Below are 23852 nucleotides of genomic sequence, written 5' to 3' on the forward strand. Positions count from 1 at the left end.
CGCTCACGGGTGACTCCTTTCGTTCGCGACTGCGGGACTCCGCTGCGCTGCGTTCCTCGCGCTCACGGGTGACCCCTTTCGTTCGCGACTGCGGGACTCCGCTGCGCTGCGTTCCTCGCGCTCACATCCGGAAAACGCCGAAGCCGTCGGCGCCCTTCACCGGTCCGTTGTGGATGGCCGAAAGACACAGGCCGAGGACGGTACGGGTGTCCCGGGGGTCGATCACCCCGTCGTCGTAGAGCCGACCGGAGAGGAAAAGCGCGCCGGACTGGGACTCGATCTGCTGCTCGACCATCATCCGCATCGCCGCGTCGGAGTCCTCGTCGAACTCGCGACCCCGGGCCGCGGCGGCCTGCCGGGCCACGATGGACAACACCCCGGCCAACTGCGTCGGGCCCATCACCGCCGACTTGGCGTTCGGCCAGGTGAACAGGAACCTCGGCTCGTACGCCCGGCCACACATGCCGTAGTTGCCGGCGCCGTACGAGGCACCCAGGTTCACCGTCAGGTGCGGCACCGTCGAGTTCGACACCGCGTTGATCATCAGAGCACCGTGCTTGATGATGCCGCGCTGCTCGTATTCGGTGCCGACCATGTAGCCGGTGGTGTTCTGCAGGAAGATCAGCGGGGTGTCGGCGGCGTTGGCGAGCTGGATGAACTGCGTGGCCTTCTGCGCCTCCTCGCTGAACAGCACCCCACGTGCGTTGGCCAGCACGCCTACCGGATACCCGTGCAGCTCACCCCAGCCGGTGACAAGTGCGGTGCCGTAGGCCGGCTTGAACTCGTCGAACTCGCTGCCGTCGAGCACCCGGGCGAGCACCTCGCGCGGATCGAACGGCACCTTGAGGTCGGCGCTGGTGATGCCGAGCAGCTCCTCCGGGTCGTACTTCGGCGGTCGCGGCACCGGGTTGCGCGGTGCCGGCCCCCGCTTGCGCCAGTTGAGTCGGCGTACGCACTGCCGCGCCAGCCGGATGCCGTCGCGCTCGTCGGCGGCGAGGAAGTCGGCCAGGCCGGATTTCGTGGCGTGCATGGCCGCGCCGCCCAACGACTCGTCGTCGGCGTCCTCACCGGTGGCCATCTTCACAAGCGGCGGTCCGGCCAGGTAGACCTGCGAACGGCCGCGGATCATGATCGTGTAGTCGGACATCCCGGGCACGTACGCGCCACCGGCCGTGGCGTTGCCGAAGACCACGCTGACCGTGGGGATCCGCTCGGCCGAGAGCCGGGTCAGGTCGCGGAACACCCGGCCACCCGGAATGAAGATCTCCGCCTGGGTGGGCAGGTCCGCGCCGGCCGACTCGACCAGGTTCACCATCGGCAGCCGGTTGGCCAGGGCGATCTCGCCGGCCCGCCGGGTCTTCGCCAGCGACCACGGGTTCACCGCACCGCCGCGTACCGTCGGGTCGTTGGCGACGACCAGGCACTCGACACCCTCGACCACGCCGATCCCGGTCACCACGCTGGCTCCCACGGGGAAATCCGTGCCGAACGCGGCGACAGGTGACAGCTCGAGGAACGGGCTGTCCTGGTCCAGCAGCAGCTCGATGCGCTCGCGGGGAAGCAGTTTGCCGCGCTTGTGGTGCCGGGTCACGTACTTCTCGCCACCGCCGGCACGGGCGGTGGCGAGCGCGGCGTCCAACTCGGCGAGGCGTTCCAGCAGCGCGTCGCGGTTCGCCTGGAAGGCCGGCGAGGACCTGTCGATCGCAGTGTCGAGTGTGGTCACAGGCCCATGCCCTTCGCGATGATCTCGTTCATGATCTCGGTGGTGCCGCCGCCGATGCCGAGGATCCGGGCGTCGCGGTAGTGCCGCTCGACCTCGGCGTCCCGCAGGTAGCCGAAGCCGCCGTGCAGTTGCAGGGCCTGGTCGACGACCCAGTCGGCGGCCGAGACCGCCACGTTCTTGGCCATCGCCACCTCGGTCACCACCGGCTCGCCCGCGGCCACCCGGGCGGCCACCTCGTGCACGTACGCCCGGGCGGCCTCGGCCCGGGTGTGCATCTCGGCCAGCCGGTGCCGGACCAACTGCCGACTCGCCAGGGGCCGGCCGAAGGTGGACCGGTCGCGGCACCAGGCGGTGGCCAGCTCGACGCAGCGCTGCGCGATGGCGTACGCCTGGGTGGCCAGGGAGAGGCGTTCGGCGGCGAACTGCTGCATGATCGCCAGGAAGCCGGTGTCCTCCTCGCCGATCCGGTTCGTCACCGGCACGCGCACGTCGACGAAGGAGAGTTCGGCGGTGTCCGAGCAGTGCCAGCCGAGCTTCTCCAACCGACGCCCGATGGTGAAGCCGGGCGTTCCCCGGTCGATCACCAGCAGGCTCAGCGCCCCGCTGCCCGGCACACCGGTGCAGACCGCGGTGGTCACGAAGTCCGCCCGGACCCCGCTGGTGATGTAGGTCTTCGCCCCGTTGACCACGTAGTGGTCGCCGTCGAGGCGGGCGTGGGTGCGAATGCCCGCCACGTCCGAGCCGGTGTCGGGTTCGGTGATGGCCAGCGCGCCGATCATCGAACCGGCGAGCGTCGGCCGGACGTACCTGTCGATCAGGTCGTGCTCCCGGCCGGTCGGGTCGACGCTGTCGGCGGCGTCGCCGGGCCGTCGGGGGAGTGTGCCGCCCGAGCGGGCGCCGGCCGCGGTGACCATGTGCGGCAGCGCGATGCCGTGGGTGAAGAGGGCAGCCACCAGCCCCGACGAGCCACCCGAGCGGATGATCTCCTCGGTGACGATTGTCGAGTCGAGCAGGTCGCCGCCGCTGCCGCCGACCTTCTCGGGAAAGCCGATGCCGAGCAGGCCGATCTTGGCAGCGGTCGCGTGCAGCTCCCGGGGGATCTCGCCGGCCCGCTCCCAGTCGGACAGGTGCGGCAGCACCTCCCGGGTGACGAAGGCGCGGGTCAGTTCCCGCAGCTGCCGCCGCTCGGGAGTGTCCACGATCGTCACGGCCGCACCTCCCCGCCGGTCGGTGCCGGTCCGCCGCTGCCCCCCGGCTCGACCGGCAGGTCGACGATCCGGGACCGGAGCAGCTCGCCGAGCGCCTTGGCCTGCGGATCGAACCGGGTGGAGGCGGCCACCCCGGCTCCGAGCAGCCCTCGGATCACGAAGTTGACGGCCCGCAGGTTCGGCAGTTCGTACCGCTCCACTGCCAACGGGGCGGTCTCCGGCAGCAGCTCCGCCAGCCGCGCCACGGTGAGCCAGCCGCGCAGCCAGGCCCAGGTCGCGTCGGTCCGCGCCCAGACCCCCAGGTTCGCGTCGCCGCCCTTGTCACCGGACCGCGCACCCACCACCTCACCCAGCGGCCCCCGCCGGGTCGGACCGGTCGCCGCCGGTCCGGCCAGCTCGGCCGGCGGCTCGGCGGCGACCGGAACGGTCACCGGCGGTGGGACGATCGGCAGCCGGGTGCCGTCCGGCAGCACGGCGACGTGGTCGACCGCGTCCTGCGCCACGGCGTCGGCGGTGAAGACGCCGTACGGGGTGGCGTCGCCGGGCAGGGTGGTCAGGGTGCAGCCCGGGTAGGAGGCCAGGGCCAGCTCGACCGCCGCCGCCGAGAACGCCCGACCGGCCCGCGCCCGGTCACCGTCGCGCAGGTGTACGTGCAGCAGGGCGCTTGCCGTCTCGGTGTCGGCGGCGTCCGGGTGGTCGGTGCGGGCCAGCGTGAATTCCAGCCCGTCCCGGCCGACCGCCTCCGTCAACTGGGCCCGGACCAGGTCCGCCTTGGCCGGTATGTCCAGCCCGCAGAGCACGAACGTCATCGAGTTACGGAAGCCGCCGAGGTTGTTGACGCCCACCTTGAGTGTGTCCGGTGGCGGGGTGCCGCGCGCACCGCTGACGAGCACCCGGTCCGGACCGTCCTGGCTCAGCCGTACCGAGTCGAGCCGGGTCACCACGTCGGGGCCCAGGTAGGCCGGCCCGCCCACCTCGTACAACAACTGGGCGGTGACCGTCTCGACGGTGACCGCGCCGCCGGTGCCAGGCTGTTTCGTGATCACCGTCGAGCCGTCCGCGCGCAGCTCGGCCACCGGAAATCCCGGCCGGTGCCCGCCGTCGGGCAGCTCGGTGAAGAAGCTGAAGTTGCCCCCGGTGACCTGTGCCCCGCATTCGATCAGGTGCCCGGCGACGGTGGCCCCGGCCAGCGCGTCGAGATCGTCGCGACGCCAACCGAAACGGGCGATGGCCGGGCCCACCACCAGCGAGGCGTCGGTGACGCGCCCGGTCACCACCACGTCCGCCCCGGCGTCGAGGCAGGCGGCGATGCCGAACGCCCCGAGGTACGCGTTCGCGGTCAGCGCGTCGGGCCGGGCCAGGGCGTCACCCTCGACGTACCCGATCCGGACGGGCAGCCCGAGCCGGTCGGCGAGGGTGCGGATCGCGGCGGCCAGCCCGGCCGGGTTGAGCCCGCCGGCGTTCGTGACAAGGGTGACCCGCCGGTCGAGCGCGGTACCCAGGCAGCCCTCCAGCTGCCGGAGGAACGTCTTCGCGTAGCCCAGGTCCGGGTCACGCATCCGGTCCCGGCCCAGGATGAGCATGGTCAACTCGGCCAGGTAGTCCCCGGTCAGCACGTCCAGTTCGCCGCCGTCGAGCATCTCCCGCCAGGCGGAGAGGCGGTCGCCGTAGAAGCCGGAGGCGTTGCCGACCCGCAGCACGTCGCTCATCGGCAGCACCTTCGGTTCGCCGCCGTGCGGCTCGGCCGCGCTGCGTGCCGCGCGCTCACCTGTGGGATCCCGGGGCCGCGGTGCGTGGGGCGCGGCCGGTGCCGGGTGGCCCGGCGAAGGCCTGGGCCACGTCCAGCCATCCGTCGGCGATCGGCCCGGTGGCGACCAGGGCGAGGTCGGCGCGGTGCCGGCGCCGGGTCACCAGCAGGCAGAAGTCGAGCGCCGGGCCGGTGACCCGGTCGGCCGCGTCCGCCGGACCGAAGGTCCAGCTTCCTCCGGCGGGTGCCGCCAGCTCCACCCGGACCGGTGCCGTGGGCACCGCCCGGCCGTGGGCGGCGAAGCTGTGTCCGACGGTACGGAAGCCGAGGTACGCGACGTGCCGGAGCCGGTCGGTGGCGGGTCGGGTGACGCCTAGCGCCTCGGCCACGTCCTCGCCGTGCGCCCAGGTCTCCATGATCCGGGCGGTGGCCATCGAGGCCGGCGACATCCGGGTTCCGTACCAGGGCAGCTTCTCGCCGGCAGGGGCGGCGGCGAGCGCCGCCGCGAGCGCCGCGCGGCCCTCCCGCCAGCGGGCCAGCAGCGCGTCGGGTGGGGCGAGGAAGGCGACCGCGCCGTCGTCGACCAGCCGGGCCGGGTCCGGCGCGGCGGTGACCGAGGCGTAGAACGCGTCGGCGTCGGTTGCGGCGAGCCGGGCGACGTGATCCGTCCAGGCCAGGTGGGCGATCTGGTGGGCGATCGTCCACCCCGCTGCGGGGGTCGACCGTTCCCACTCCTGCGGCGGCAGCGGTGCGACGAGCGCGTCGAGCTGCTCGGACTCGGTGGCCAGATCGGTGAGCAGGGCGGTGAGGTCGACCATTGTGCCTCCGGGCGGGTCGGTCCGGTCAGGGTGCGGTTTCCGCGCTGGTGAGCAGCGCCGCCAGCTGGGCCTTCCAGGCATGCAGCAACGCGGTCCGGCGGGCGGTGTCGTCGCTGAGCAGGTTGGCCACGCCGAGACCGCGCAGCAGGTCCAGGGTGGCCTGCACCGCCTCCCGTACGCCGGGCCGTCGCTCGTCCACCCCGAGCAGCTCGACCGTCAGCCGGTGCATCTCCCGGCCGACCCGGGCTTCGAGCGGCAGCAGGGCGGCCCGCAGCTCGGCGTCGGTGCGGGCGGCCACCCAGAGTTCGAGGGCGGCGACGAAGAGCGGCCCGGTGAACGCGGCGGCGAGCAGGTCCACCACCCGGTCCAGCCGGTCGGCGCCGGCCGGCAGGGCGTCGGCCTCGGCCCGCAACTCGGCCGCTCGGCGCTCGGTGAGGTGCCCGACGGCGGCGGTGACCAGGGCCGTCCTGGTCGGGTAGTGGTGCAGCTGGGCTCCCCGGGAAACGCCGGCCCGGGCTGCCACGACAGTGGTGGTGGTGCCGGACCAGCCATGCTCGACCAGGCAGTCGACTGTCGCCTCCAGCAGCCGGGCCCGGGTGGCACGGCTGCGTTCCTGTTGAGGGACGCGGGTCGATGCGGCGGGCATGCGGACAGCCTGCCGCGCCAGAAACAAACAGTCAAGACTGACTTTTTACGTCGCCGTAAACGCCTGCGCGGTGCCGACGAGGTCCGTCGGCACCGCGCAGGAAATGAACGTCGGGGGTCAGACGCGCGCGCGGCGGGCCAGGCGCTCCGGGTCGAGGATGATGATGCTCTTGCCGTCCAGGCGGAGCCAACCGCGCGAGGCGAAGTCCGCGAGGGCCTTGTTGACCGTCTCCCGGGAGGCGCCGACGAGCTGGGCGATCTCCTCCTGGGTCAGATCGTGGGTCACCCGCAGCACGCCGCCGTCGCGGGTGCCGAAGCGTCCCGCCATCTGGAGCAGGTTCTTGGCCACCCGGCCGGGCACGTCGGTGAAGATCAGATCCGCGAGGGCGTCGTTGGTCCGGCGCAGCCGGCGGGCGAGCACCCGCAGCAACTGCTCGGCGATCTCGGGCCGGTTGTTCAGCCACGGCCGCAGCGCCTGCTTACGCAGTCGGGCCAGTCGGCTGTCGGTGACCGCGGTCGCGGTCGCCGTACGCGGACCCGGGTCGAAGAGCGACAGCTCGCCGACCATGTCCGACGGACCCATCACGGCGATCAGGTTCTGCCGGCCGTCCGCCGCCCGGCGACCAACCTTGATCTTGCCGGACAGCAGGATGTAGAGACTGTCGCCGGGCTCGCCCTCGTTGAAGACGACCTCGCCCTTGCGGACCTCGATCGTCTCCATCTCCTTGGCGAGCGCCTCGGCCGCCTCCGGGTCGACACCCTGGAAGATCCCGCTGCGAGCCAGTACCTCGTCCATCGCGCACCTCCGGTTGCGCATGCCGTCCATCGGCCGGGTCCGCCGTCCGCTGATCCCTCGCGCGCCGACCAGTCTAGGCGCACGTGAGCAGGAATCAGAGGTGCACCCCTGGAATCTTGATCGTTGGGCGTAACGTGCCCGTCGTGATCACCCTTTAGAATCCCGCGCCTGGTCAGGCCGGGATCGTCGGGTCGGAAACCCGGCCGTAGGGTCACCGCGTGCTGCACGAGCCCCTGCTGACCACCCGCCGCGAGGACGAACGTGACATTCCGGTGCTCATCTGGCGTGCCGAGCGACCGCTGCGGGCGGTCAGCTCCGCCCCGCTGGGCGGTGGGATCGGCGCCCGGCGGTGGGTGCTGAACGCGACGGTGCCCATGTCGTACGACCGGGACGACCCGGCCGAGCACCTGGCCGAGCTGGCCCGGGAGTTCGGCCTGGACGGGCCCGGCGTTGGCCTGATGACCGGAGTCGACGTGGCCGAGGTGGTGCGGCGGACCGACACCGGAGTGCAGGTCTGGGCCACCGTCGGGCTGGGTACGCCGGTGCCGGCGGCGGCACCCGCAGCGGCGGCACCGGCGCAGCCGGTCGGCACCGTCAACATCGTGGCGTACGTGCCGGCGCGGCTCGGTGACGCGGCACTTGTCAACGCGGTCGCCACCGCCACCGAGGCGAAGGCGCAGGCGATCGCCGAGTTGGGGCTGCCCGGCACCGGTACGCCGACGGACGCGGTCACCGTGCTCTGCCCACCGGACGGGCCGGTCAACGCCTACGGCGGGCCCCGCTCGACCTGGGGCGCGCCGCTGGCCCGGGCGGTGCACGCCGCCGTGCTCGGGGTCGGCCGTGACACCGTCGTCCCATGGTCGGATCGGCTCCAGGGCTGAATCTCCCCACCCGATCGGCGGTCGATTCCGCGATACCCGCCCGGTAGGGTCGCGCACGATGTACGCTGCCGCCCCCTTCGCGTCCCGACCCCGCCGCCGCACCATTGCCGCACTGGGGGCGCTGCTCGCCGCCCTCCTCGTCGCCGGCTGCGGCAGCACCGACGAGGGCCCGATCTGGCAGCCCGGCACCGGCGGCGGCGAGGGCGCGCCTGTCGAGTCGGCAGCCCCCGAGGTCAAGAAGATCTCGCTCTCCGCCACCGGCGACATCGTGATGGCCATGGCACCCGACCGGCTGCCCCCGAACAACGGCAAGGGCTTCTTCGACTCGGTGCAGAAGGCGCTCGCGGCCGACCTGGTGATGGGCAACCTGGAAGAGCCGTTGACGGTGGACACCGGGACCGGCAAGTGCGGTGCCAACTCCACCCGCTGCTTCCAGTTCCGGGCTCCGCCGGAGTACGCCGCCCATCTCGCCGATGCCGGTTTCGACCTGCTCAACCAGGCCAACAACCACGGGTACGACTTCGGGCCGAAGGGCTACGAGAACACCCAGCGGGCGCTTGAGGAACACGGGCTGGAGCACACCGGCGCGCCCGGCCAGATCACCGTCGTCGAGGTGAAGGGCGTCAAGGTCGCCGTCGCCGGTTTCTCGTCGTACCGCTGGTCGAACAGCCTCACCGACATCCCGGCCGCGAAAAAGGTGATCGAGAAGGCTGCCGACCAGGCCGACATCGTCGTGGTGCAGGTGCACATGGGTGCCGAAGGGTCGGAGATGACGCGGGTCCGGCCCGGCACGGAGATGTTCCTCGGCGAGAACCGGGGCGACCCGATCAAGTTCTCCCGGGCGATGATCGACGCCGGCGCCGACCTGATCGTCGGGCACGGTCCGCACGTCCTGCGCGGCATGGAGTTCTACAAGGGCAGGCTGATCGCGTACAGCCTGGGCAACTTCGCCGGCGGCGGCAACTCGCTGAGCAACAACGGCCGGCTCGGCTGGGGCGGCGTGTTGAAGGTGTCGCTCGAAGCGGACGGCACCTGGGCCGGTGGCTCCTTCACCTCCACCTACATGGACGGGGCCCGCAAGCCGACGATCGACCGCGACGACCGTGGTCTCGGGCTGCTCCGGGACCTCACCGAGCTGGACTTCGCGGAGACCGGCGCCCGGTTCACCGACGCCGGCAAGATCAGCCCGCCCGACCCGGACTGAACTCCGCCGGCCCACGCGTCCGAGCCGGTGGGAGCGGCGACGTAGGCTGGCCGTCGTGACCAGAAGCGCCACCGAGACCGACCTGGGTCGCACCCGTCGAGCGCGGCGGATCGGCCGCGTGCTGACCGAGACGCACCCCGACGCGCACTGCGAGCTCGACCACGGCAGCCCGCTGGAGCTGGCCGTCGCCACCATCCTGTCGGCCCAGTGCACGGACAAGAAGGTGAACGAGGTCACTCCCAAGCTCTTCGCCCGCTACCCGACCGCCGCCGACTACGCCGGGGCCGATCGCGGCGAGGTGGAGGAGATGATCAGGCCGACCGGCTTCTACCGCAACAAGACCAACTCGCTGATCCAGCTGGGCCAGGCCCTGGTCGAGCGCCACGACGGTCAGGTCCCCGGCCGGCTGGCCGACCTGGTCACCCTGCCCGGGATCGGTCGCAAGACCGCGAACGTCATCCTCGGCAACGCCTTCGACGTGCCGGGCATCACCGTCGACACCCACTTCCAGCGGCTGGTACGGCGCTGGGGGCTGACCACCGAGACCGACCCGGTCAAGATCGAGCACGAGATCGGGGCGATGTTCCCGAAGCGCGACTGGACCATGCTGTCGCACCGGATCATCTTCCACGGCCGCCGGGTCTGCCACGCCCGCAAGCCCGCCTGCGGTGCGTGCACGCTGGCCAAGCTCTGCCCCTCGTACGGCACCGGACCGACCGAACCAGCCGCTGCCGCGAAGCTGCTCAAGGGCCCCCGGGCCCGTGACCTTGCCGCCGCCGCAGGTGTCGATCCCGAGCTGGTGCCGGCGCAGGCCGTCCAGGCGGAGGCGCCGTGAACCGCCGACTCGCGCTGCTGACCCTGCCGCTGTTGCTGGTGGTCGCCACCGCCTGCACCGCCGACACCGAGGCGCCCGCACCGGCCGGACCTGGCACTGCGGCTGCCCGCCCGTCCCCGTTCGAGGACTGCGCCACCCTCACCGGCGACCCGGCCGGGTCGGGCGACGGCGAGGCGACGGGGGATCCGCTGCCCGAGCTGACCCTGACCTGCTTCACCGGCGGGACGCCTGTCGCCCTGCGGGACATCGGTGGACCCGCGGTGGTCAACATCTGGGCCTCCTGGTGCCCGCCCTGCCGCAAGGAACTCCCCGCCTTCCAGCGGCTGCACGAACGTACCGAGGGCCAACTGCGGGTCATCGGGGTGAACAGCCGGGACAGCCGCGAGGGCGCCCAGTCCATAGGCGAGGACTTCGGCGTACGGTTCCCGATGCTCGTCGACCAGGGGGAAGCGGTGCAGCGGGCACTGCGTCGCAACGCCATGCCGGTCACCGTCTTCCTGGACGCCCAGAACCGCGTCCGGCACATCGACAACTCCGGAGCGCTCGACGACGCCCGCCTGGCCGCACTCGTCCGACAGCACCTCGGGCTCACGGTGCCGGCGTGAACGTGCGCGAACCGGCGGATCGGCAGCCGCCGGGCTGGCTGGGGCCCCTGCTGGGTCGGCTCGGCACCGCCCGCACCGAGGACTTCACCCAGCTCCGTACGCCGGACCGCGGCGGCCGGGAGAGCGCCGTGCTGGTGCTGCTCGGTGAGGACGCCGCCACCGGCCCGGACGTGCTTGTCCTCCAGCGGGCCGCGACCCTGCGCAACCACGCCGGCCAACCGGCGTTCCCCGGCGGCGCGGCCGACCCGGAGGACGCCGACGCCGCCGCGACGGCGCTGCGCGAGGCGAACGAAGAGGTCGGGCTCGACCCGTCGAGCGTCACAGTGCTGGCCCAGCTGCCGAGGCTGTGGATACCGGTGAGCGACTTCGTGGTGACCCCGGTGCTCGCCTGGTGGCACGCACCGCACCCGGTGGATTCCCGGGAGCCGGCCGAGGTGGCGCACGTCGCCCGCCTGCCGATCGCCGAGCTGGTCGACCCGGACAACCGGGTCCGGGTACGCCATTCGAGTGGCTGGGTCGGCCCCGCCTTCTCCGTACGCGGGATGCTGGTCTGGGGATTCACGGCCGGGGTGCTTGCCGCATTGCTGGACATGGGCGGCTGGACCCGCCCCTGGCCACGCAGCCGGGTGATCGACCTCCCGCCGGTCGGTGCCTCGCCCGCCCCGTCGGCCGGCACGGACGAGATCGACGAGAGCGCCCTGCGCTGATCTGACCGTCACCTTCCGCAAGCGATCGTCTACGCGCGAGCCCTGGGCCCGTACGCTTGAGCCGTGTCGGCCGTGGATCTCGTTCTGCTGTTGCTCATGCTCGTGTTCGCGATCAGCGGATACCGACAGGGGTTCGTCATCGGGGTGCTCTCGTTCTCCGGGTTCTTCCTGGGCGCCCTGATCGGCCTGCAGGTCGGTCCGATGTTCGCGCAGCAGTTCGTGGACAGCGGCACCCGGGTGCTGATCTCACTCGTCGCCATCTTCGGCCTCGCCGTGGTGGGCCAGGCACTCGCCGGCTGGCTCGGATCGCACCTGCGCCGCACCATCGCCAGTGACGTGGGGCGGCGGGCGGACGACGTCGGTGGCGCGTTCGTCTCGCTCTTCGCGGTGCTGCTTGTCGCTTGGCTTGTCGCCGTGCCGCTCGGCTCCTCCTCACTGCCCTGGCTCGCCGCCTCCGTGAAGAGCAGCGCGCTGCTCAACGTGGTGGACCGGGTGCTGCCCGATCAGGCTCAGCAGCTCTCCACCGCGCTGCGCGACACAGTCGACACCAACGGCTTCCCGGACGTCTTCGACGGGCTGCGGCGTACCCAGGCTCGGCAGGTCGAGCCGCCGGACCCGGCGCTCGCCGGCTCCGAGGTGGTCAGCAGCGGTCAACGCTCGGTGGTGAAGGTTCTCGGGTCGGCACCGAGCTGTTCGCGCCGGATCGAGGGGTCCGGCTTCGTGTACGCCGACGACCGGGTGATGACGAACGCACACGTGGTCGCCGGCACCCGCTCGGTCGCGGTGGAACTGCGTGGCGACCGGTACGAGGGCGAGGTGGTCGTCTACGACCCCGACCGGGACCTGGCCGTGCTCTACGTGCCCGGGCTGCCCGGCCCGTCGATGCGGTTCGCCGCCGGCAACGCCGCCACCGGCGCGGACGCCATCGTGCTGGGGTTCCCGCTGGACGGGCCGTACAACGCCCAGTCGGCGCGGATCCGCGACGTCGACCGGATCACCGGGCCGGACATCTACTCGTCGGGGAACGTGAACCGGGAGATCTACACGATTCGGGCGCTGGTCCGCAGCGGCAACTCGGGCGGTCCGCTGGTCTCCTCGAACGGCCTGGTGCTCGGGGTGATCTTCGCGGCGGCGGCCGACGACCCGAACACCGGCTTCGCGGTCACCGCCGCCGAGGCCCGCCCGGTGGCGCTGGCCGGTGCCGAACGCACCCGGGGCACCGACACCGGCGACTGCACCTGACGAAGGGCCCGACGGTCAGCTCGACCGTGACCGGGACCAGCCCGCGAAGGCGGTAGTGGTGGCGACGACCACCGCTGCCCCGAGCAGCCAGCCGGCCAGCACGTCGCTGCTCCAGTGCACGCCGAGTGCGACCCGACTGAACCCGGTCACCAGGGCGATGGCGAGCGCACCGAGCCAGACCGCAGCGCGGGCCGTCGAGCGGGGCCTGGTCCGCGGCAGGAACACCACGAGCAGCACCCCGGCGGCGAGCACCGCGTTCAGCGCGTGGCCCGACGGGAAGGCAAGGCCGGGCGCCTGCGCCACCGGGTCGGGCAGATCCGGTCGTTGCCGGCCGACGAGCAGTTTGAGCAGCGGCCCGAGCAGGCCACCGAGCACCATCGTGGTGGCCACCCAGACGGCGAGTCGCCGGGCACCGTCGCGGGCCAGCCAGATCACCAGGGCCAGCGCGGCAGCCCGCAGGGGCATCGGCGCGAAGACGTCGGTCCAGAGGCTCATCACCCGGACCCAGACCGGGTGGTCCAGGGCGTACCCGTGCAGGTGGGTGGTGATCGCCAGGTCGAGTCGCCGCAGCGGTTGCCAGTCACCCAGGACCAGCGTGGCGAGCAGCGCGATCGGCGCGACAAGGAGCACGCCGGAAAGGGCCTGTGCCGGCCGTGCACCTGGCGGGTCGTCCCGTCGTCCGCGACGGTCCGGACCGGAGGGCGGCGCCGGGTCGACCCGTTCGAAGGTGTCCACGACGATGGTTGTACCCCGCTGGCCCGGCCTTCCTCGCGCGGATTCGTCGAATCTGCCGCGCGATACTCGGCGGCGGTCGGTCAGCGGTACGACTGCCGGAACCGGCGCACCATAAGCGCCGCTCCGGTGACCAGCGCGACGAAGATGGCCGATCCGATCCACAGCCGCTCCGAGCCGGCGTCGTCAGGCGAACCGGCGGCCCGGGCCCGCCACTGCGTCTCCTGCCGGGGCCCGGTCAGACCGAGTTGCTCGGCGTCGGGATCACCTGTCGTCGCGGAGCCCGGCGCGGGGCCGAAGCCGGTCACCCCGGGCGGATCGTTGTCGTCGAGCGGGTTCGCGTACGTGGGCGGTACCTCCGCGGTCAGCGCCGCGACCGGATCAACCAGGCCGTACCCGAACCGCTCGTCCCGACCCGTGGGTCCGATGTCCTTGGCGGTGGCCAGCAGCCGGTTCACCACGTCTCCGGCGGACATCTGCGGGTAACGCGACCGCACCAGAGCGGCGGTGGCGGCGACAAGCGGTGCCGCGAAGCTGGTGCCCTGCACCCGCCAGTAGCCGCCGGGAGGACGTGCGCCCACCAGCCCGCTGGCCGGGGCGGTGAGTACCGTGGCGCGACCGGTGATCGCGCCGTCCCACAGGTTGTCGCTGTTGCGCTCCAGGCCGGATACCGCGATGACGCCGGGTTCACGGGCCGGATACCACACCTTCGCCTCGGGCGAGGTGGCGAGGTTTCCGGTGCAGGCGATCACCACCACGTCCTTGGCGAACGCGTAGTCGATCGCCGCGGCCAGTGCCGCGCTGTCGCCGTTACCGCCGAGCGAAAGGTTTATCACCTTCGCGCCGTTGTCGACCGCCCAGCGCACCCCCTTGGCCACGATCAGCGCGTCGTCGTACCGGTTCTCCGCGTCCAGGACCCGCACGGGCAGGATCCGGGCGTCCGGCGCCAGGCCCACCACACCCCGGCGGTCGTCGTTGCGCCCGGCGATCAGGCCGGCCACCGTCGTGCCGTGCCCGACCGGATCCGGTTCGGTCGCGCCGTTCGGCGCGACCAGGTCCAGTCCGGGCAGCACCTGACCGGTCAGGTCCGGGTGGCTACCGTCCACCCCGGAGTCGATCACCGCCACGACCACACCACTGCCGGTCGAGGTACGCCACGCCGCCCGCGCGCCCAACTTGTCGAGCTGCCACTGCTCGTCGCGGACCTGATCGGCCCGTTGCGTCGAGTCGGGGTTGTGGGCCACCGGCCTGCCGAACGCGGGAGCGTGGACCGGCATGGCTGCGGCGGGCACGACCGCGACGACTGCCGACAGCGCGGTGGCGGCCGTCGCGAGCAGCACCCGGTTGGCGAACCGGCCTGCCGTCGGCGGGCCGCTGTGCCGCAGCCTGGTCACATCCTCAGCCATTCGTCGCGGGACACATGACGATCGGAGATTACCGGTTCCGGCCCGTCTACAGGGACGTTCCGTGGAGTCGACGTCACTGTGGCGGTAGGTACGCCAGTTGGACCAGGCGTACGCCGTCACGTCGGGTGAACAGCCGGCCGCGTCCGGGCGGCAGCGGGCCCGGACGGACCGGACCGACAAGCGCACCCTCGTCCGGACTGCCCGACATCACCAGGCCCGAGGTGGACAGTTCCCGCAACCGCTGCACCAGGGGCTCGTACTGGGCGCGGGCGGCACCGCCGGAGCGCCGTGCCAGCACCAGGTGCAGCCCGACGTCGCGGGCGTGTGGCAGATGCTCCTCCAGCGCCCGCAGCGGGTTCGCCGGCCCGCTCGCCACCAGGTCGTAGTCGTCGACAAGCACGAACAGCTCGGGACCTGACCACCACGACCGTTCCCGCAACTGCGTCGGGCTGACCTGCGGGCCCGGAGTGCGCTCCTGGAGGTACCCGGCGGCCGACTCGACAAGTTCGGCGGTGTGCGCCGCCGCGGTGCCGTAGCCGATGAGGTGTTCCGTGGTGAGGGTGCCGAGCAGGCTGCGTCGGTAGTCCACCATGATCACCCGCGCCTGTTCCGGGGTGAACCGGGCGACGATCGAGGTGGCCAGGGCACGCAGGAACGACGACTTGCCGCTCTCGGCGTCGCCGTACACGACGAGGTGCGGCTCGGTGCCGAAGTCGAGGACCACCGGACGTAGATCCGCCTCGGCGACACCCACCGGGATCCGCAGGCCCGTCGTGGCGTCGAGGTCCAGATCCGCGTACGGCAGCACGGCCGGGAGCAACCGGACCCGGGGTGCGACCGGACCGGGCCACGCGTCGCTCACCTGTTTCACAAGCGTCGCGGTGTCCGTGTCGGTCGTCCGGGGCAGCGCGGTGAGGAAGTGCAGGCTCTCCGAGGTGATGCCCCGCCCGGGCGTCTGCTCCGGCACGTGCGCCGCCGCCCGACGGGCGACGAGCGAATCGGCCGGATCGCCGAGGCGTAGCTCCAGCCGGGAGCCGAAGAGGTCACGGATGGCCGGCCGGAAATCCAGCCACCGCACCGCGGTGGCCACCACGTGCACGCCGTAGGAAAGCCCCCGGGTGGCCAGGTCGGTGATCAGTGGCTCCAGGTCGTCGTACTCGGCTCGCAGGGTCGTCCAGCCGTCGACGACGAGGAACACGTCGCCGAACAGGTCGGAGGCGCAGGCGTCGGTGCCGTCGGCGCGTCGTCGTCGCCAGGCCGCCACCGACTCCACGCCCAGGTCGCCGAAGCGGCGTTCCCGCTCGGCGAGCAGTGTGGACATCTCACCCACGGTGCGCCGTACGCCTGTGGGGTCGGCGCGACCGGTGACTCCGCCGACGTGCGGCAGGTCGCGCACCGACGCCAGCCCACCGCCACCGAAGTCGAGGCAGTAGACCTGCGCCTCGGTCGGCGTGTGGGTGAGAGCCAGCGCGCAGATCAGCGTACGCAGCGCCGTGGACTTGCCGCTCTGCGTGCCGCCGACCACCGCGACGTGGCCGGCCGCGCCGTCCAGCGCCAACCACAGCAGGTCATGGCGCTGCTCGTACGGTCGGTCGACGAGGGCCACCGGCACCTGGAGGGCTCCGTGCAGTTCGGGATTGCCGGAGGTCAGGCCCCGTGCGCGGTCGAGCATGAGCGGACCGACAAGTTCGTCGAGTGCCGGCGGCGCGTCCAGCGGCGGCAGCCACACCTGGCGCGCCGGCGCACCCTGCCCGGCCAGCCGGTCGACAAGCAGACGCAGCAGGGTGTCGGTGGCGTCCGCCTCGTCCTCGACCGTCGGCGGGGCGGGTGGCTGCGGCACGGGGGTGAGATGGGTGGAGAAGGTGAGCAACCGGGGACGTTCGGCGCCGGCCGCGTCGGCCGCCAGGACGCGACGACGCACCGGCCCGGAGACGTATGCGGTCTTGAAACGCAGCAGTGGCTCGGTGCCGAAGCGCAGGTAGCCGTGCCCCGGCGCGGGGGGCAACAGGTGCGCGTCGGGCACCCCGAGGACCGTACGGGACTCCAGCGAGGAGAAGGTCCGCAGCCCGATCCGGTACGACAGGTGGGTGTCCAGCCCGCGCAGACGTCCCTCCTCCAGCCGCTGGCTCGCCAGCAACAGGTGCACCCCGAGGGAACGGCCCAGCCGGCCGATCTGGACGAACAGGTCGATGAAATCGGGCTTGGCCGACAGCAGTTCGGAGAACTCGTCGCAGATCAGCAGCAGCGACGGCAGCGGGGCCAACGGGCTGCCGGCCGCCCGGGCCCGCTCGTAGTCGCGCAGGCTGGCGAAGTTGCCGGCGCGGCGCAGCAGCTCCTGCCGGCGGACCAGCTCGCCGTTGATCGCGTCCACCATCCGGTCGACAAGCGGCAGCGCGTCGGCCAGGTTGGTGATCACTGCGGCGGTGTGTGGCAGCCGGTCGAAGGGCGCGAAGGTGGCTCCACCCTTGAAGTCGACGAGTACGAAGTTGAGCTGCTCGGCGGAGTGGGTGGCGGCCAGCCCGAGCACCAGCGTACGAAGCAGCTCGGACTTGCCGGAACCGGTGGCTCCGATCAGCAACCCGTGCGGACCCATGCCGCCCTGCGCCGACTCCTTCAGGTCCACCTCGACCGAGCCGCCGTCCACACCGACGCCGATCGGCACCCGCAGTCGGTCCCGCGCCGACCTCGGAATCCAGCCCTGCTCGGCGGTGAAGCCCGCCGGCTCGCCGATGCCGAGCAGGTCCGGTAGACCCGGCTCGGCGCCAGGTGCCGGCTCGGCACCCTGGGCTGCGGCGAGCCGCAGCGGTGCCAGCCGGCGGGCCACCGCCTCGGCCTCGGCGACCTCCAGCGCGTCGGGGGTACCCACCTCGGCCGGCCCGTCCGAGGAGTGGGAGTGGAGTCGGCCGTCCCGTAACTCGAGCAGCAGCGCGAACCGGTCGAGCAGGCGCGGCGGCGGAGTGTCCAGGTCGACAACTGTCACCGCGTCGATGCCGCCGTCCCCGACCAGTTCGGTGGCGCCGGTGAGGTCACCGCCGTCGAGCACGACCACCAGGTGCGGCCCGTCCGTGGCCGGACCGGCCGGGCTGAATCTCGACCGGCTGGCCAGCAACCGGTCGAGCAGGCGTTCCAGTTCCACCGCGGAGCTGGCCACCAGTCGTACCGGACCGAGGGCGTCGGTGCGGGTGGGATGCTGGGCGTGCGGCAACCACTTGACCCACTCCCAGAGATCGCGTCGTTCCGGCCCGGCGCAGATGGCGACCAGCAGGTCGTCCGGGGCGTGGAAGACCGCGAGCTGGGTGAGGATGGCCCGGGCCAGTGCCTGCGCGGCCGGCGAGCCGGTGGGGCCGCCCGGAGCGGCGCGGACGAAGACCCGGGCGAAGCTGCGCAGTGACAGGGCCACCGGCAGGTCGGGCACGACCGAGTACGCGTCCAGGAAGCGACGTAGCGCCCCCGCCGTCATCGGTTCCAGTTCCTCAAGCGGGCGGGTGACCGGCGGCACCAGCGGCGTGGCCAGGGTCTGCGGCCCGACAGCGACCCGGACCACCGCGAAGTCCGGGTCCCTGGGACGCCGCTCCCAGACCCGGTGACTGTGCACCGTCGACCAGAGCAGCGACGGATCTGGGTGCCGGTAGCAGAGGCCGGTACGTTGCCGCGCCGCGGTCTGCCGGACCTGCCGTCGCAGGGTGGCCAGGTGCCGCAGGTACTCCCGGCGGGCGGCCATCATCTCCGACTTCGTCGGGTTGCCCGAGGCGCTGCCCCAGGAGGTCGCCAGCATCGCCAGCGAGGAGAGGCCGAACATGCCGCCGACCACGTACGCGTAGGCCCCGCCGCCCCGGCCGAACATCATCGCCATCGCGACAGTGCCGCCGAGCAGCGGCAGCACCGTCAGCAACTGGTGCCAACGGGTGCCGGTGCCGGCCGGAATCTCCGGAGGCGCCTGCACCGGCAGATCGCCCACGGGTATCTCTGGCCCTGGGCGTCGCGCCGGCCGCCGGATGACGACAGTGGACACTCGACCTCCCGACTGCGCACGGTAACCCGAGCCTGGCTCATCGTAGGTAAAGTCCGGTGGTCCGCGCAGCAGCAGGTTCGCTCGGGATGGAGGTCGGTCGATGACAGTCGGGCTCGCCCGGGTCACCGTCAGCACGCCCCGACGACGCGTCGACGTCGCGCTACCGGAGCAGGTGCCCCTCGCCGAGCTGCTGCCCGAGGTGCTCCGCCACGCCGGTGACGGGCTCGCCGATGACGGGGAACAGCACGGGGGCTGGTTGCTCCGACGGGCCGACGGCACCGTGCTGGCGGGTGGGCAGGCACTGATCGCCCAAGGGGTCCGCGACGGTGAGGTGCTGCACCTGGTGCCGGCGCGCACCGAATGGCCGGAGTTCGAGTACGACGACGTGGTGGAGGCCGTCGCCGACGCCGCCCGCCGGCAGGGTGGGGCCTGGTCGCCCCGGGCGACGCGGGCGGCGACGCTTGCCGCCTGCGGTGTGCCGCTCGCCGTCGGCCTGCTCGCCCTGGCCGCCGGTGGGCCCGGTGATCCCGCCGGCTGGCCGGCCGCGACGGTGGTGGCGGGTCTGCTCGTGCTGGCCGGCACGGTGCTGTCCCGGGCGCAGGGCGACGGGACGGCCGGTGCCGTACTCGGCGGGCACGCGTTGCCCTACGCGGCGCTCGCCGGTGCTCTCGCCGTCAGCTCGGGCGACCCGGTCGGGCCGGTCGCTGCGCTGCGTTGGGTGGGTGCCCCGGAGTTGCTCGCCGGCTCGGTGGCGCTGCTGCTGGTCTCGGTGCTGGGGCTGGTCGGGGTGGCCACCCGACTACGGATCTTCGTGGCCGGCGCGGTGGTCGGCACGGGCGGCGGATCGGCCGCCCTCGGTGGCCTGCTGCTCGGCCCGGCCGGCGCGGCCGCGGTCGTGCTCAGTGTGCTGATCTTCGCCGTCGGAGCCGTCCCGCTGCTGGCGATCCGGCTGGGCAAGGTGCCGCTGCCGCCGACGGCCCTGCCCAGCGACCCGCCGGAGGACGCGGACCGGGCCCGTGACCTGCCCGACCGTGCCCGCGTGTACGCGGCAGTGGCCCGTACCGAGGAGATGCTCACCGGCATGCTCATCGGCCAGGCCGTACTGGCCGTCGGTGCGACTGTGATCCTCACCAGCACCGGTGGCCCGGCCGGTTGGCTACTTGTCGGGGTGACCTCGACGGTGCTGCTGCTCCGCGCCCGGCTCTTCATGACCGTCCGGCACCGGGTCGCGCCGGTGCTCGCCGGCCTGACCGGGTACGCGGTGCTCGGCGGGGCAGTGGCCGGGGCCGCCGACGCGGCGGTCCGGCTGACCCTGGTCACCGGCGGGCTGCTGGTCGCGCTACTGGTCGTGGCGGGCGGCACGACGTACGCCCGACGCCCGGTCTCCCCGTACGTCGGACGGATCGCCGACCTCACCGACACCCTGCTGGTGGTCTCCGTGGTGCCGATCGCCTGCGCGGTGCTCGGCCTCTACGAGCGGGCCCGGGGGCTGCTCGGTTGAGCGACCCCCGGACGGTCGGACGTCAGTGCGTGGACTCGCCGCGTGCCTCGGCCTCCCTGGCCCGCCGGTACGAAGCCTGGATCTCGGCCTCGGCCTCGATCCGCCCCACCCAGGTCGCACCCTCGACCGACTTGCCCGGCTCAAGATCCTTGTACACCTCGAAGAAGTGCTGGATCTCCAGCCGGTCGAACTCGCCGAGGTGGTGGATGTCGCGCAGGTGCTCCTGCCGCGGGTCCTCGTAGGGGACGCAGAGGACCTTGTCGTCGCCACCCTTCTCGTCGGTCATCCGGAACATGCCGATCGTGCGGCACCGGATCAGACAGCCCGGGAAGGTCGGCTCGGGTACCAGCACCAGGGCGTCCAGTGGATCGCCGTCCTCGCCCAGGGTGCCCTCGATAAAGCCGTAGTCGGCCGGGTACTGCGTGGAGGTGAAGAGGGTGCGGTCCAGCCGGATCCGCCCGGTCACGTGGTCCACCTCGTACTTGTTGCGGTGACCCTTGGGGATCTCAACCGTGACGTCGAAATCCATCTGCACGCTCCCTCGTTGGCCCACGCTGGCTTGACGGAACCGGCGGCGGAGCCGGGTGGACGAATGCCGACCCGGCGACTCCGGCCGCCGCATAGTCTTCGGACCGAAGTAGTGTCACCCAGGCCGGTTCCCGGTGGGGGAGGAGGGGGTCGTGGGGAGGGAAGATTCACACTACCGTCCAGGCGGTTCCGCCGAAGGCGGTGACGAGAAGCCGCCCGTGAAGCCGGCAGCCGGGCGGGTGCCGGTGCCGGACGCGCAGGTCCTCCGGCCGCAACCTCCGACGCCACCCAGCACACCGACAGCCGTGAACCGGTCCGAGGCGAACCCGTCCCCGGCCGCGTCGCCACCGCCGCCACCGCCCCGGGGGACCGCCTCCGGCCGGGCCGTCGCGCCGGGTGCCGCCGCCCCGACGAGCCCGGCCGCCGGGTTTGGTGCTGCCGTCCCCACGAGTCCGGCTGCCGCGTCCGCTGCTGCCGTCCCGACGAGTCCGGCCGCGCCGGCGACCGGGTCGGCATCCGTGCCGGTGAGCCCGGCGCCGGTGGCGGGAGGGTCGACGGCCGACACGCCGGGACATCCGCCGGTCGCGGCGGCGCCGCCACCGGTCGGGCCGGCGCCGCGCCGGCGGCTGCCGCTGGTGCTCGCCGCCGCACTGGTGCTCGTGCTGGTCGCGGTGGGCCTGGTCGTGACCCGACCCGGGCCGGTGGGCCGCTGGCTGGGCGACGCGCCCACCACACCGGCAGCCACCGGGGCGGTGGAGTCCGCGCCGGTCGCCGTGCTGGCCGCCGCCGACGTCGGCGCACCCTCGCCCAGCGCGGACGGGCTCCGCGCCGCGCTCGAACCACTTGTCGCCGACACCGCTCTGGGCGGCCGGGTCAACCTGGCGGTGGCCGACGCGCTCACCGGGGAGATGCTCTTCGATCGCGGTGGTGACGAGGGGACCGTACCGGCCTCGGTGACCAAGCTGCTGACCGCCGTGACCGTGCTGACCGCCCGGGGCCCCGGCCACCGGATCCCGACCCGGGCGGTGGCCGGCGCGCGGCCTGGCGAGGTGGTTCTCGTCGGCGGCGGGGACCCGACGTTGGCCGCCGACGCCAAGGGCTTCTACCCGGGGGCGGCCAGCCTCACCGACCTCGCCGACCAGGTCCGGACGGCGCTGGGCGGGGCCGCGCCCACGAGCATCGTCGTCGACTCCTCGCGCTACTCCGGGCCGGTGTACGGACCCGGCTGGGACGACGACATTCCCACCGGCGGCTACGGCGGGGCGATCACCGCACTGATGCTCGACGGAGCACGCAAGAATCCGAAGGCCGGTCAGGGGTGGGCCGAACGGGTTGCCGAACCGGACCTGGTCGCCGGCCGCGCCTTCGCGAAACTGCTCGGGGTGCCGGCCGACGACGTACGCAAGGGCACCGCTCCGCCAGCGCCGACCGAGGCGGCCGGTGCCACGGAACCGGCCGGTAGCCGGGCACCCGGCGCCGAACTGGGCGCGGTGCACTCGCCGCCGCTGATCCGGCTGGTCGACATCATGATCAGTGAGAGCGACAACATCGTCGCCGAGGCGCTGGCCCGCCAGGTCGCCCTGGCCCGAGACCGGCCCGCCTCCTTCGTCGGCGCCGCGGCGGCGATGGCTGACGTGGTGTCCGAGCTGGCCCTACCGGCGACCGGACTCGCCCTCGCCGACGGCAGCGGACTGTCCCGGAACAATCTGATCAGCCCGGTGCTGCTGACCGAGCTGCTGGCGCTCGCAGCCAGCCCCGACCGGCCCGAACTCGCCGCCATCTTCGGCGGGCTGCCGGTGGGCGGCTGGTCCGGGACCCTGCGTGACAGATACGGCGCGGCACCCGGCACGGCGGCCGGTGCCGGTGTGGTCCGCGCCAAGACCGGCACGTTGACCCGGGTGCACGCCATCGCCGGAGTGGTGACCACCGCAGACGGGCGTCTGCTCACCTTCGCCGTACTCACCGACGACGTGCCGCCCGACGGGATGGAGCCGGCCCGCGCTGCGCTGGACCGGATCGCCGCCGCCCTCGCCGGCTGCGGCTGTCGCTGAGCGGGTCGACGGCACCGCTCCGGGGGTACCGCCACGCCGGTCAAGCTGGCCTATCGACGGGGCGTCGCCACCCACCCGACGGGCCGGTACCGCGTCGGCCCGCCGGGTGGGGTGTCGCGGCGCGGGTACGGTGGGTTGCATGGCGCAGTTCGTGGACTGGGATCTGGCCACCGCGACGGCGGGGGCTCTGGGCAAGTCGGGCCCCCGGGTGACGTACGACGAGGCCACCGATGTGGTTTTCGAGCTGCGCCGGTTGACCGACGAGGCGGCCGGGCACGTCGCCGACTACACCGGGCTGACCTCGCAGGTCACCCATCCGCCGGTGCGAGTGGTCGACAGGCGTGACTGGGCGGCGACGAACGTCGCCGGCCTCCGCGAGGTGATCACCCCGCTGGTCGGTCGGCTCGCGCAGGACAAGCAGCCCGGTGCGCTCACCGAGGCGATCGGTTCCCGGGTGACCGGGGTGCAGGCCGGCACCGTGCTGGCCTACCTTTCCGGCCGGGTCCTCGGGCAGTACGAGGTCTTCTCCGCGGATCCGGGGCAACTGCTGCTGGTCGCGCCGAACATCGTCGAGGTCGAGCGCAAGCTGGGCGCGGATCCGCGTGACTTCCGGCTCTGGGTCTGCTTGCACGAGGTGACCCACCGGACGCAGTTCACCGCGGTGCCCTGGATGCGGGCCTACTTCCTCGGTGAGGTGCAGGCGTTCGTCGACGCCGCGCAGGGCGGCGAGCACCTGCTGGAGCGACTGCGCCGGGGGGTGAGCACCCTCGCCGACGCGGTCCGTGACCCGCAGAGCCGGTCCAGTGTGCTGGACATCGTGCAGACCCCCGGGCAGCGGGCCGTGCTGGACCGGCTGACCGCCCTGATGACCCTGCTGGAGGGGCACGCCGAGTTCGTGATGGACGGCGTCGGCCCGCAGGTGATCCCGAGCGTGGAGCGGATCCGGGCCGGCTTCAACCGGCGGCGCGAGGCCGGTAACCCGGTGGAGAAGGCGATCCGGCGACTGATCGGCATCGACGTCAAGATGCGCCAGTACGCCGAGGGTCGGAAGTTCGTGCACGCCGTGGTGGATCGGGTCGGCATGGCCGGCTTCAACCGGGTCTTCGAGTCGCCGCTGACCCTGCCCCGGCTCTCCGAGCTGAGCGAACCGGACGCCTGGGTGGCGCGGGTGCACGGGCCGGTCGGCCCGGTGCCGACCGCCGGCTGAGCGC

Annotated in this window: 19 protein-coding genes; 9 read left to right on the forward strand and 10 right to left on the reverse strand. The window is 72.8% G+C overall.

Translation table 11 applies throughout. The features are described from left to right. Window positions 1–121 precede the first annotated feature (121 nt). The 6 genes from CLT74_RS23710 to CLT74_RS23735 form a co-directional block, all read right to left on the reverse strand. A complete protein-coding gene (locus tag CLT74_RS23710; RefSeq protein ID WP_099848966.1) occupies window positions 122–1723 on the reverse strand; it encodes a carboxyl transferase domain-containing protein in 1602 nt (533 codons plus the stop codon). Then, window positions 1720–2931 carry an acyl-CoA dehydrogenase family protein gene (locus CLT74_RS23715; protein ID WP_099848968.1) on the reverse strand — a complete coding sequence of 404 codons (1212 nt, stop codon included), beginning with the start codon at window positions 2929–2931 and terminating at the stop codon, window positions 1720–1722. The genes CLT74_RS23710 and CLT74_RS23715 overlap by 4 nt, the downstream gene beginning before the upstream one ends. Continuing rightward, window positions 2928–4640, reverse strand: coding sequence for an acyclic terpene utilization AtuA family protein (locus tag CLT74_RS23720; protein WP_099852737.1), 1713 nt, complete (start codon window positions 4638–4640; stop codon window positions 2928–2930). Before CLT74_RS23720 ends, CLT74_RS23715 begins: the two co-directional genes overlap by 4 nt. A 55-nt stretch (window positions 4641–4695) precedes the next feature. Continuing rightward, on the reverse strand, window positions 4696–5496 hold the full coding sequence (locus CLT74_RS23725) for a TIGR03084 family metal-binding protein (protein WP_099848970.1): 801 nt from the start codon (window positions 5494–5496) through the stop codon (window positions 4696–4698). Between the two features lie 25 nt (window positions 5497–5521). Beyond that, window positions 5522–6142, reverse strand: coding sequence for a TetR/AcrR family transcriptional regulator (locus tag CLT74_RS23730; protein ID WP_099848972.1), 621 nt, complete (start codon window positions 6140–6142; stop codon window positions 5522–5524). A 117-nt stretch (window positions 6143–6259) separates the two neighbouring features. Beyond that, window positions 6260–6937, reverse strand: a complete 678-nt coding sequence (locus tag CLT74_RS23735) for a Crp/Fnr family transcriptional regulator (RefSeq protein WP_013736306.1) — start codon at window positions 6935–6937, stop codon at window positions 6260–6262. A gap of 218 nt (window positions 6938–7155) precedes the next feature. Between CLT74_RS23735 and CLT74_RS23740 the strand changes: the two genes are divergently transcribed. The 6 genes from CLT74_RS23740 to CLT74_RS23765 all read left to right on the forward strand — a co-directional run bounded on the left by CLT74_RS23740 (window position 7156) and on the right by CLT74_RS23765 (window position 12411). Next, a complete protein-coding gene (locus CLT74_RS23740) occupies window positions 7156–7818 on the forward strand; it encodes an adenosylcobinamide amidohydrolase (RefSeq protein WP_099848974.1) in 663 nt (220 codons plus the stop codon). A 58-nt stretch (window positions 7819–7876) separates the two neighbouring features. Continuing rightward, on the forward strand, window positions 7877–9022 hold the full coding sequence (locus tag CLT74_RS23745; protein WP_099848976.1) for a CapA family protein: 1146 nt from the start codon (window positions 7877–7879) through the stop codon (window positions 9020–9022). A gap of 55 nt (window positions 9023–9077) precedes the next feature. Further along, window positions 9078–9857, forward strand: a complete 780-nt coding sequence (gene nth / locus CLT74_RS23750; RefSeq protein WP_099848978.1) for an endonuclease III — start codon at window positions 9078–9080, stop codon at window positions 9855–9857. Then, complete coding sequence (locus tag CLT74_RS23755) at window positions 9854–10462, forward strand: TlpA disulfide reductase family protein (RefSeq protein ID WP_099848980.1); 609 nt, start codon at window positions 9854–9856, stop codon at window positions 10460–10462. The genes nth and CLT74_RS23755 overlap by 4 nt, the downstream gene beginning before the upstream one ends. Window positions 10463–10464: 2 nt before the next feature. Then, window positions 10465–11169, forward strand: a complete 705-nt coding sequence (locus CLT74_RS23760) for an NUDIX hydrolase (RefSeq protein ID WP_099852739.1) — start codon at window positions 10465–10467, stop codon at window positions 11167–11169. Between the two features lie 63 nt (window positions 11170–11232). Then, window positions 11233–12411 carry a MarP family serine protease gene (locus tag CLT74_RS23765; RefSeq protein ID WP_099848982.1) on the forward strand — a complete coding sequence of 393 codons (1179 nt, stop codon included), beginning with the start codon at window positions 11233–11235 and terminating at the stop codon, window positions 12409–12411. Between the two features lie 15 nt (window positions 12412–12426). Here CLT74_RS23765 and CLT74_RS23770 read toward each other — a convergent pair whose 3' ends face one another. The 3 genes from CLT74_RS23770 to eccCa all read right to left on the reverse strand — a co-directional run bounded on the left by CLT74_RS23770 (window position 12427) and on the right by eccCa (window position 18561). Next, window positions 12427–13146, reverse strand: a complete 720-nt coding sequence (locus CLT74_RS23770; protein ID WP_099848985.1) for a phosphatase PAP2 family protein — start codon at window positions 13144–13146, stop codon at window positions 12427–12429. 80 nt (window positions 13147–13226) lie between these two features. Then, window positions 13227–14549, reverse strand: coding sequence for a type VII secretion-associated serine protease mycosin (gene mycP, locus CLT74_RS23775; protein WP_099848987.1), 1323 nt, complete (start codon window positions 14547–14549; stop codon window positions 13227–13229). Between the two features lie 73 nt (window positions 14550–14622). Further along, window positions 14623–18561: a type VII secretion protein EccCa gene (gene eccCa, locus CLT74_RS23780; protein ID WP_099848989.1), complete on the reverse strand. Its 3939-nt coding sequence runs from the start codon at window positions 18559–18561 to the stop codon at window positions 14623–14625. Window positions 18562–18661: 100 nt separating this feature from the next. On the opposite strand from eccCa, the gene eccD reads away from it, so the two are divergent. After that, complete coding sequence (gene eccD, locus CLT74_RS23785; protein WP_099848991.1) at window positions 18662–20062, forward strand: type VII secretion integral membrane protein EccD; 1401 nt, start codon at window positions 18662–18664, stop codon at window positions 20060–20062. Between the two features lie 22 nt (window positions 20063–20084). Here the strand turns inward: eccD and CLT74_RS23790 are convergent, their stop codons facing one another. Next, window positions 20085–20591, reverse strand: a complete 507-nt coding sequence (locus tag CLT74_RS23790; protein ID WP_099848993.1) for an inorganic diphosphatase — start codon at window positions 20589–20591, stop codon at window positions 20085–20087. Window positions 20592–21129: 538 nt separating this feature from the next. Here CLT74_RS23790 and dacB point away from each other — a divergent pair. Both dacB and CLT74_RS23800 read left to right on the forward strand, forming a co-directional pair. Next, window positions 21130–22641, forward strand: a complete 1512-nt coding sequence (dacB, locus tag CLT74_RS23795) for a D-alanyl-D-alanine carboxypeptidase/D-alanyl-D-alanine endopeptidase (RefSeq protein WP_486582757.1) — start codon at window positions 21130–21132, stop codon at window positions 22639–22641. A gap of 139 nt (window positions 22642–22780) precedes the next feature. Next, window positions 22781–23848: a zinc-dependent metalloprotease gene (locus CLT74_RS23800; RefSeq protein WP_099848995.1), complete on the forward strand. Its 1068-nt coding sequence runs from the start codon at window positions 22781–22783 to the stop codon at window positions 23846–23848. The last annotated feature ends 4 nt before the right edge of the window (window positions 23849–23852 follow it).

This window comes from Verrucosispora sp. CNZ293 (assembly GCF_002754655.1).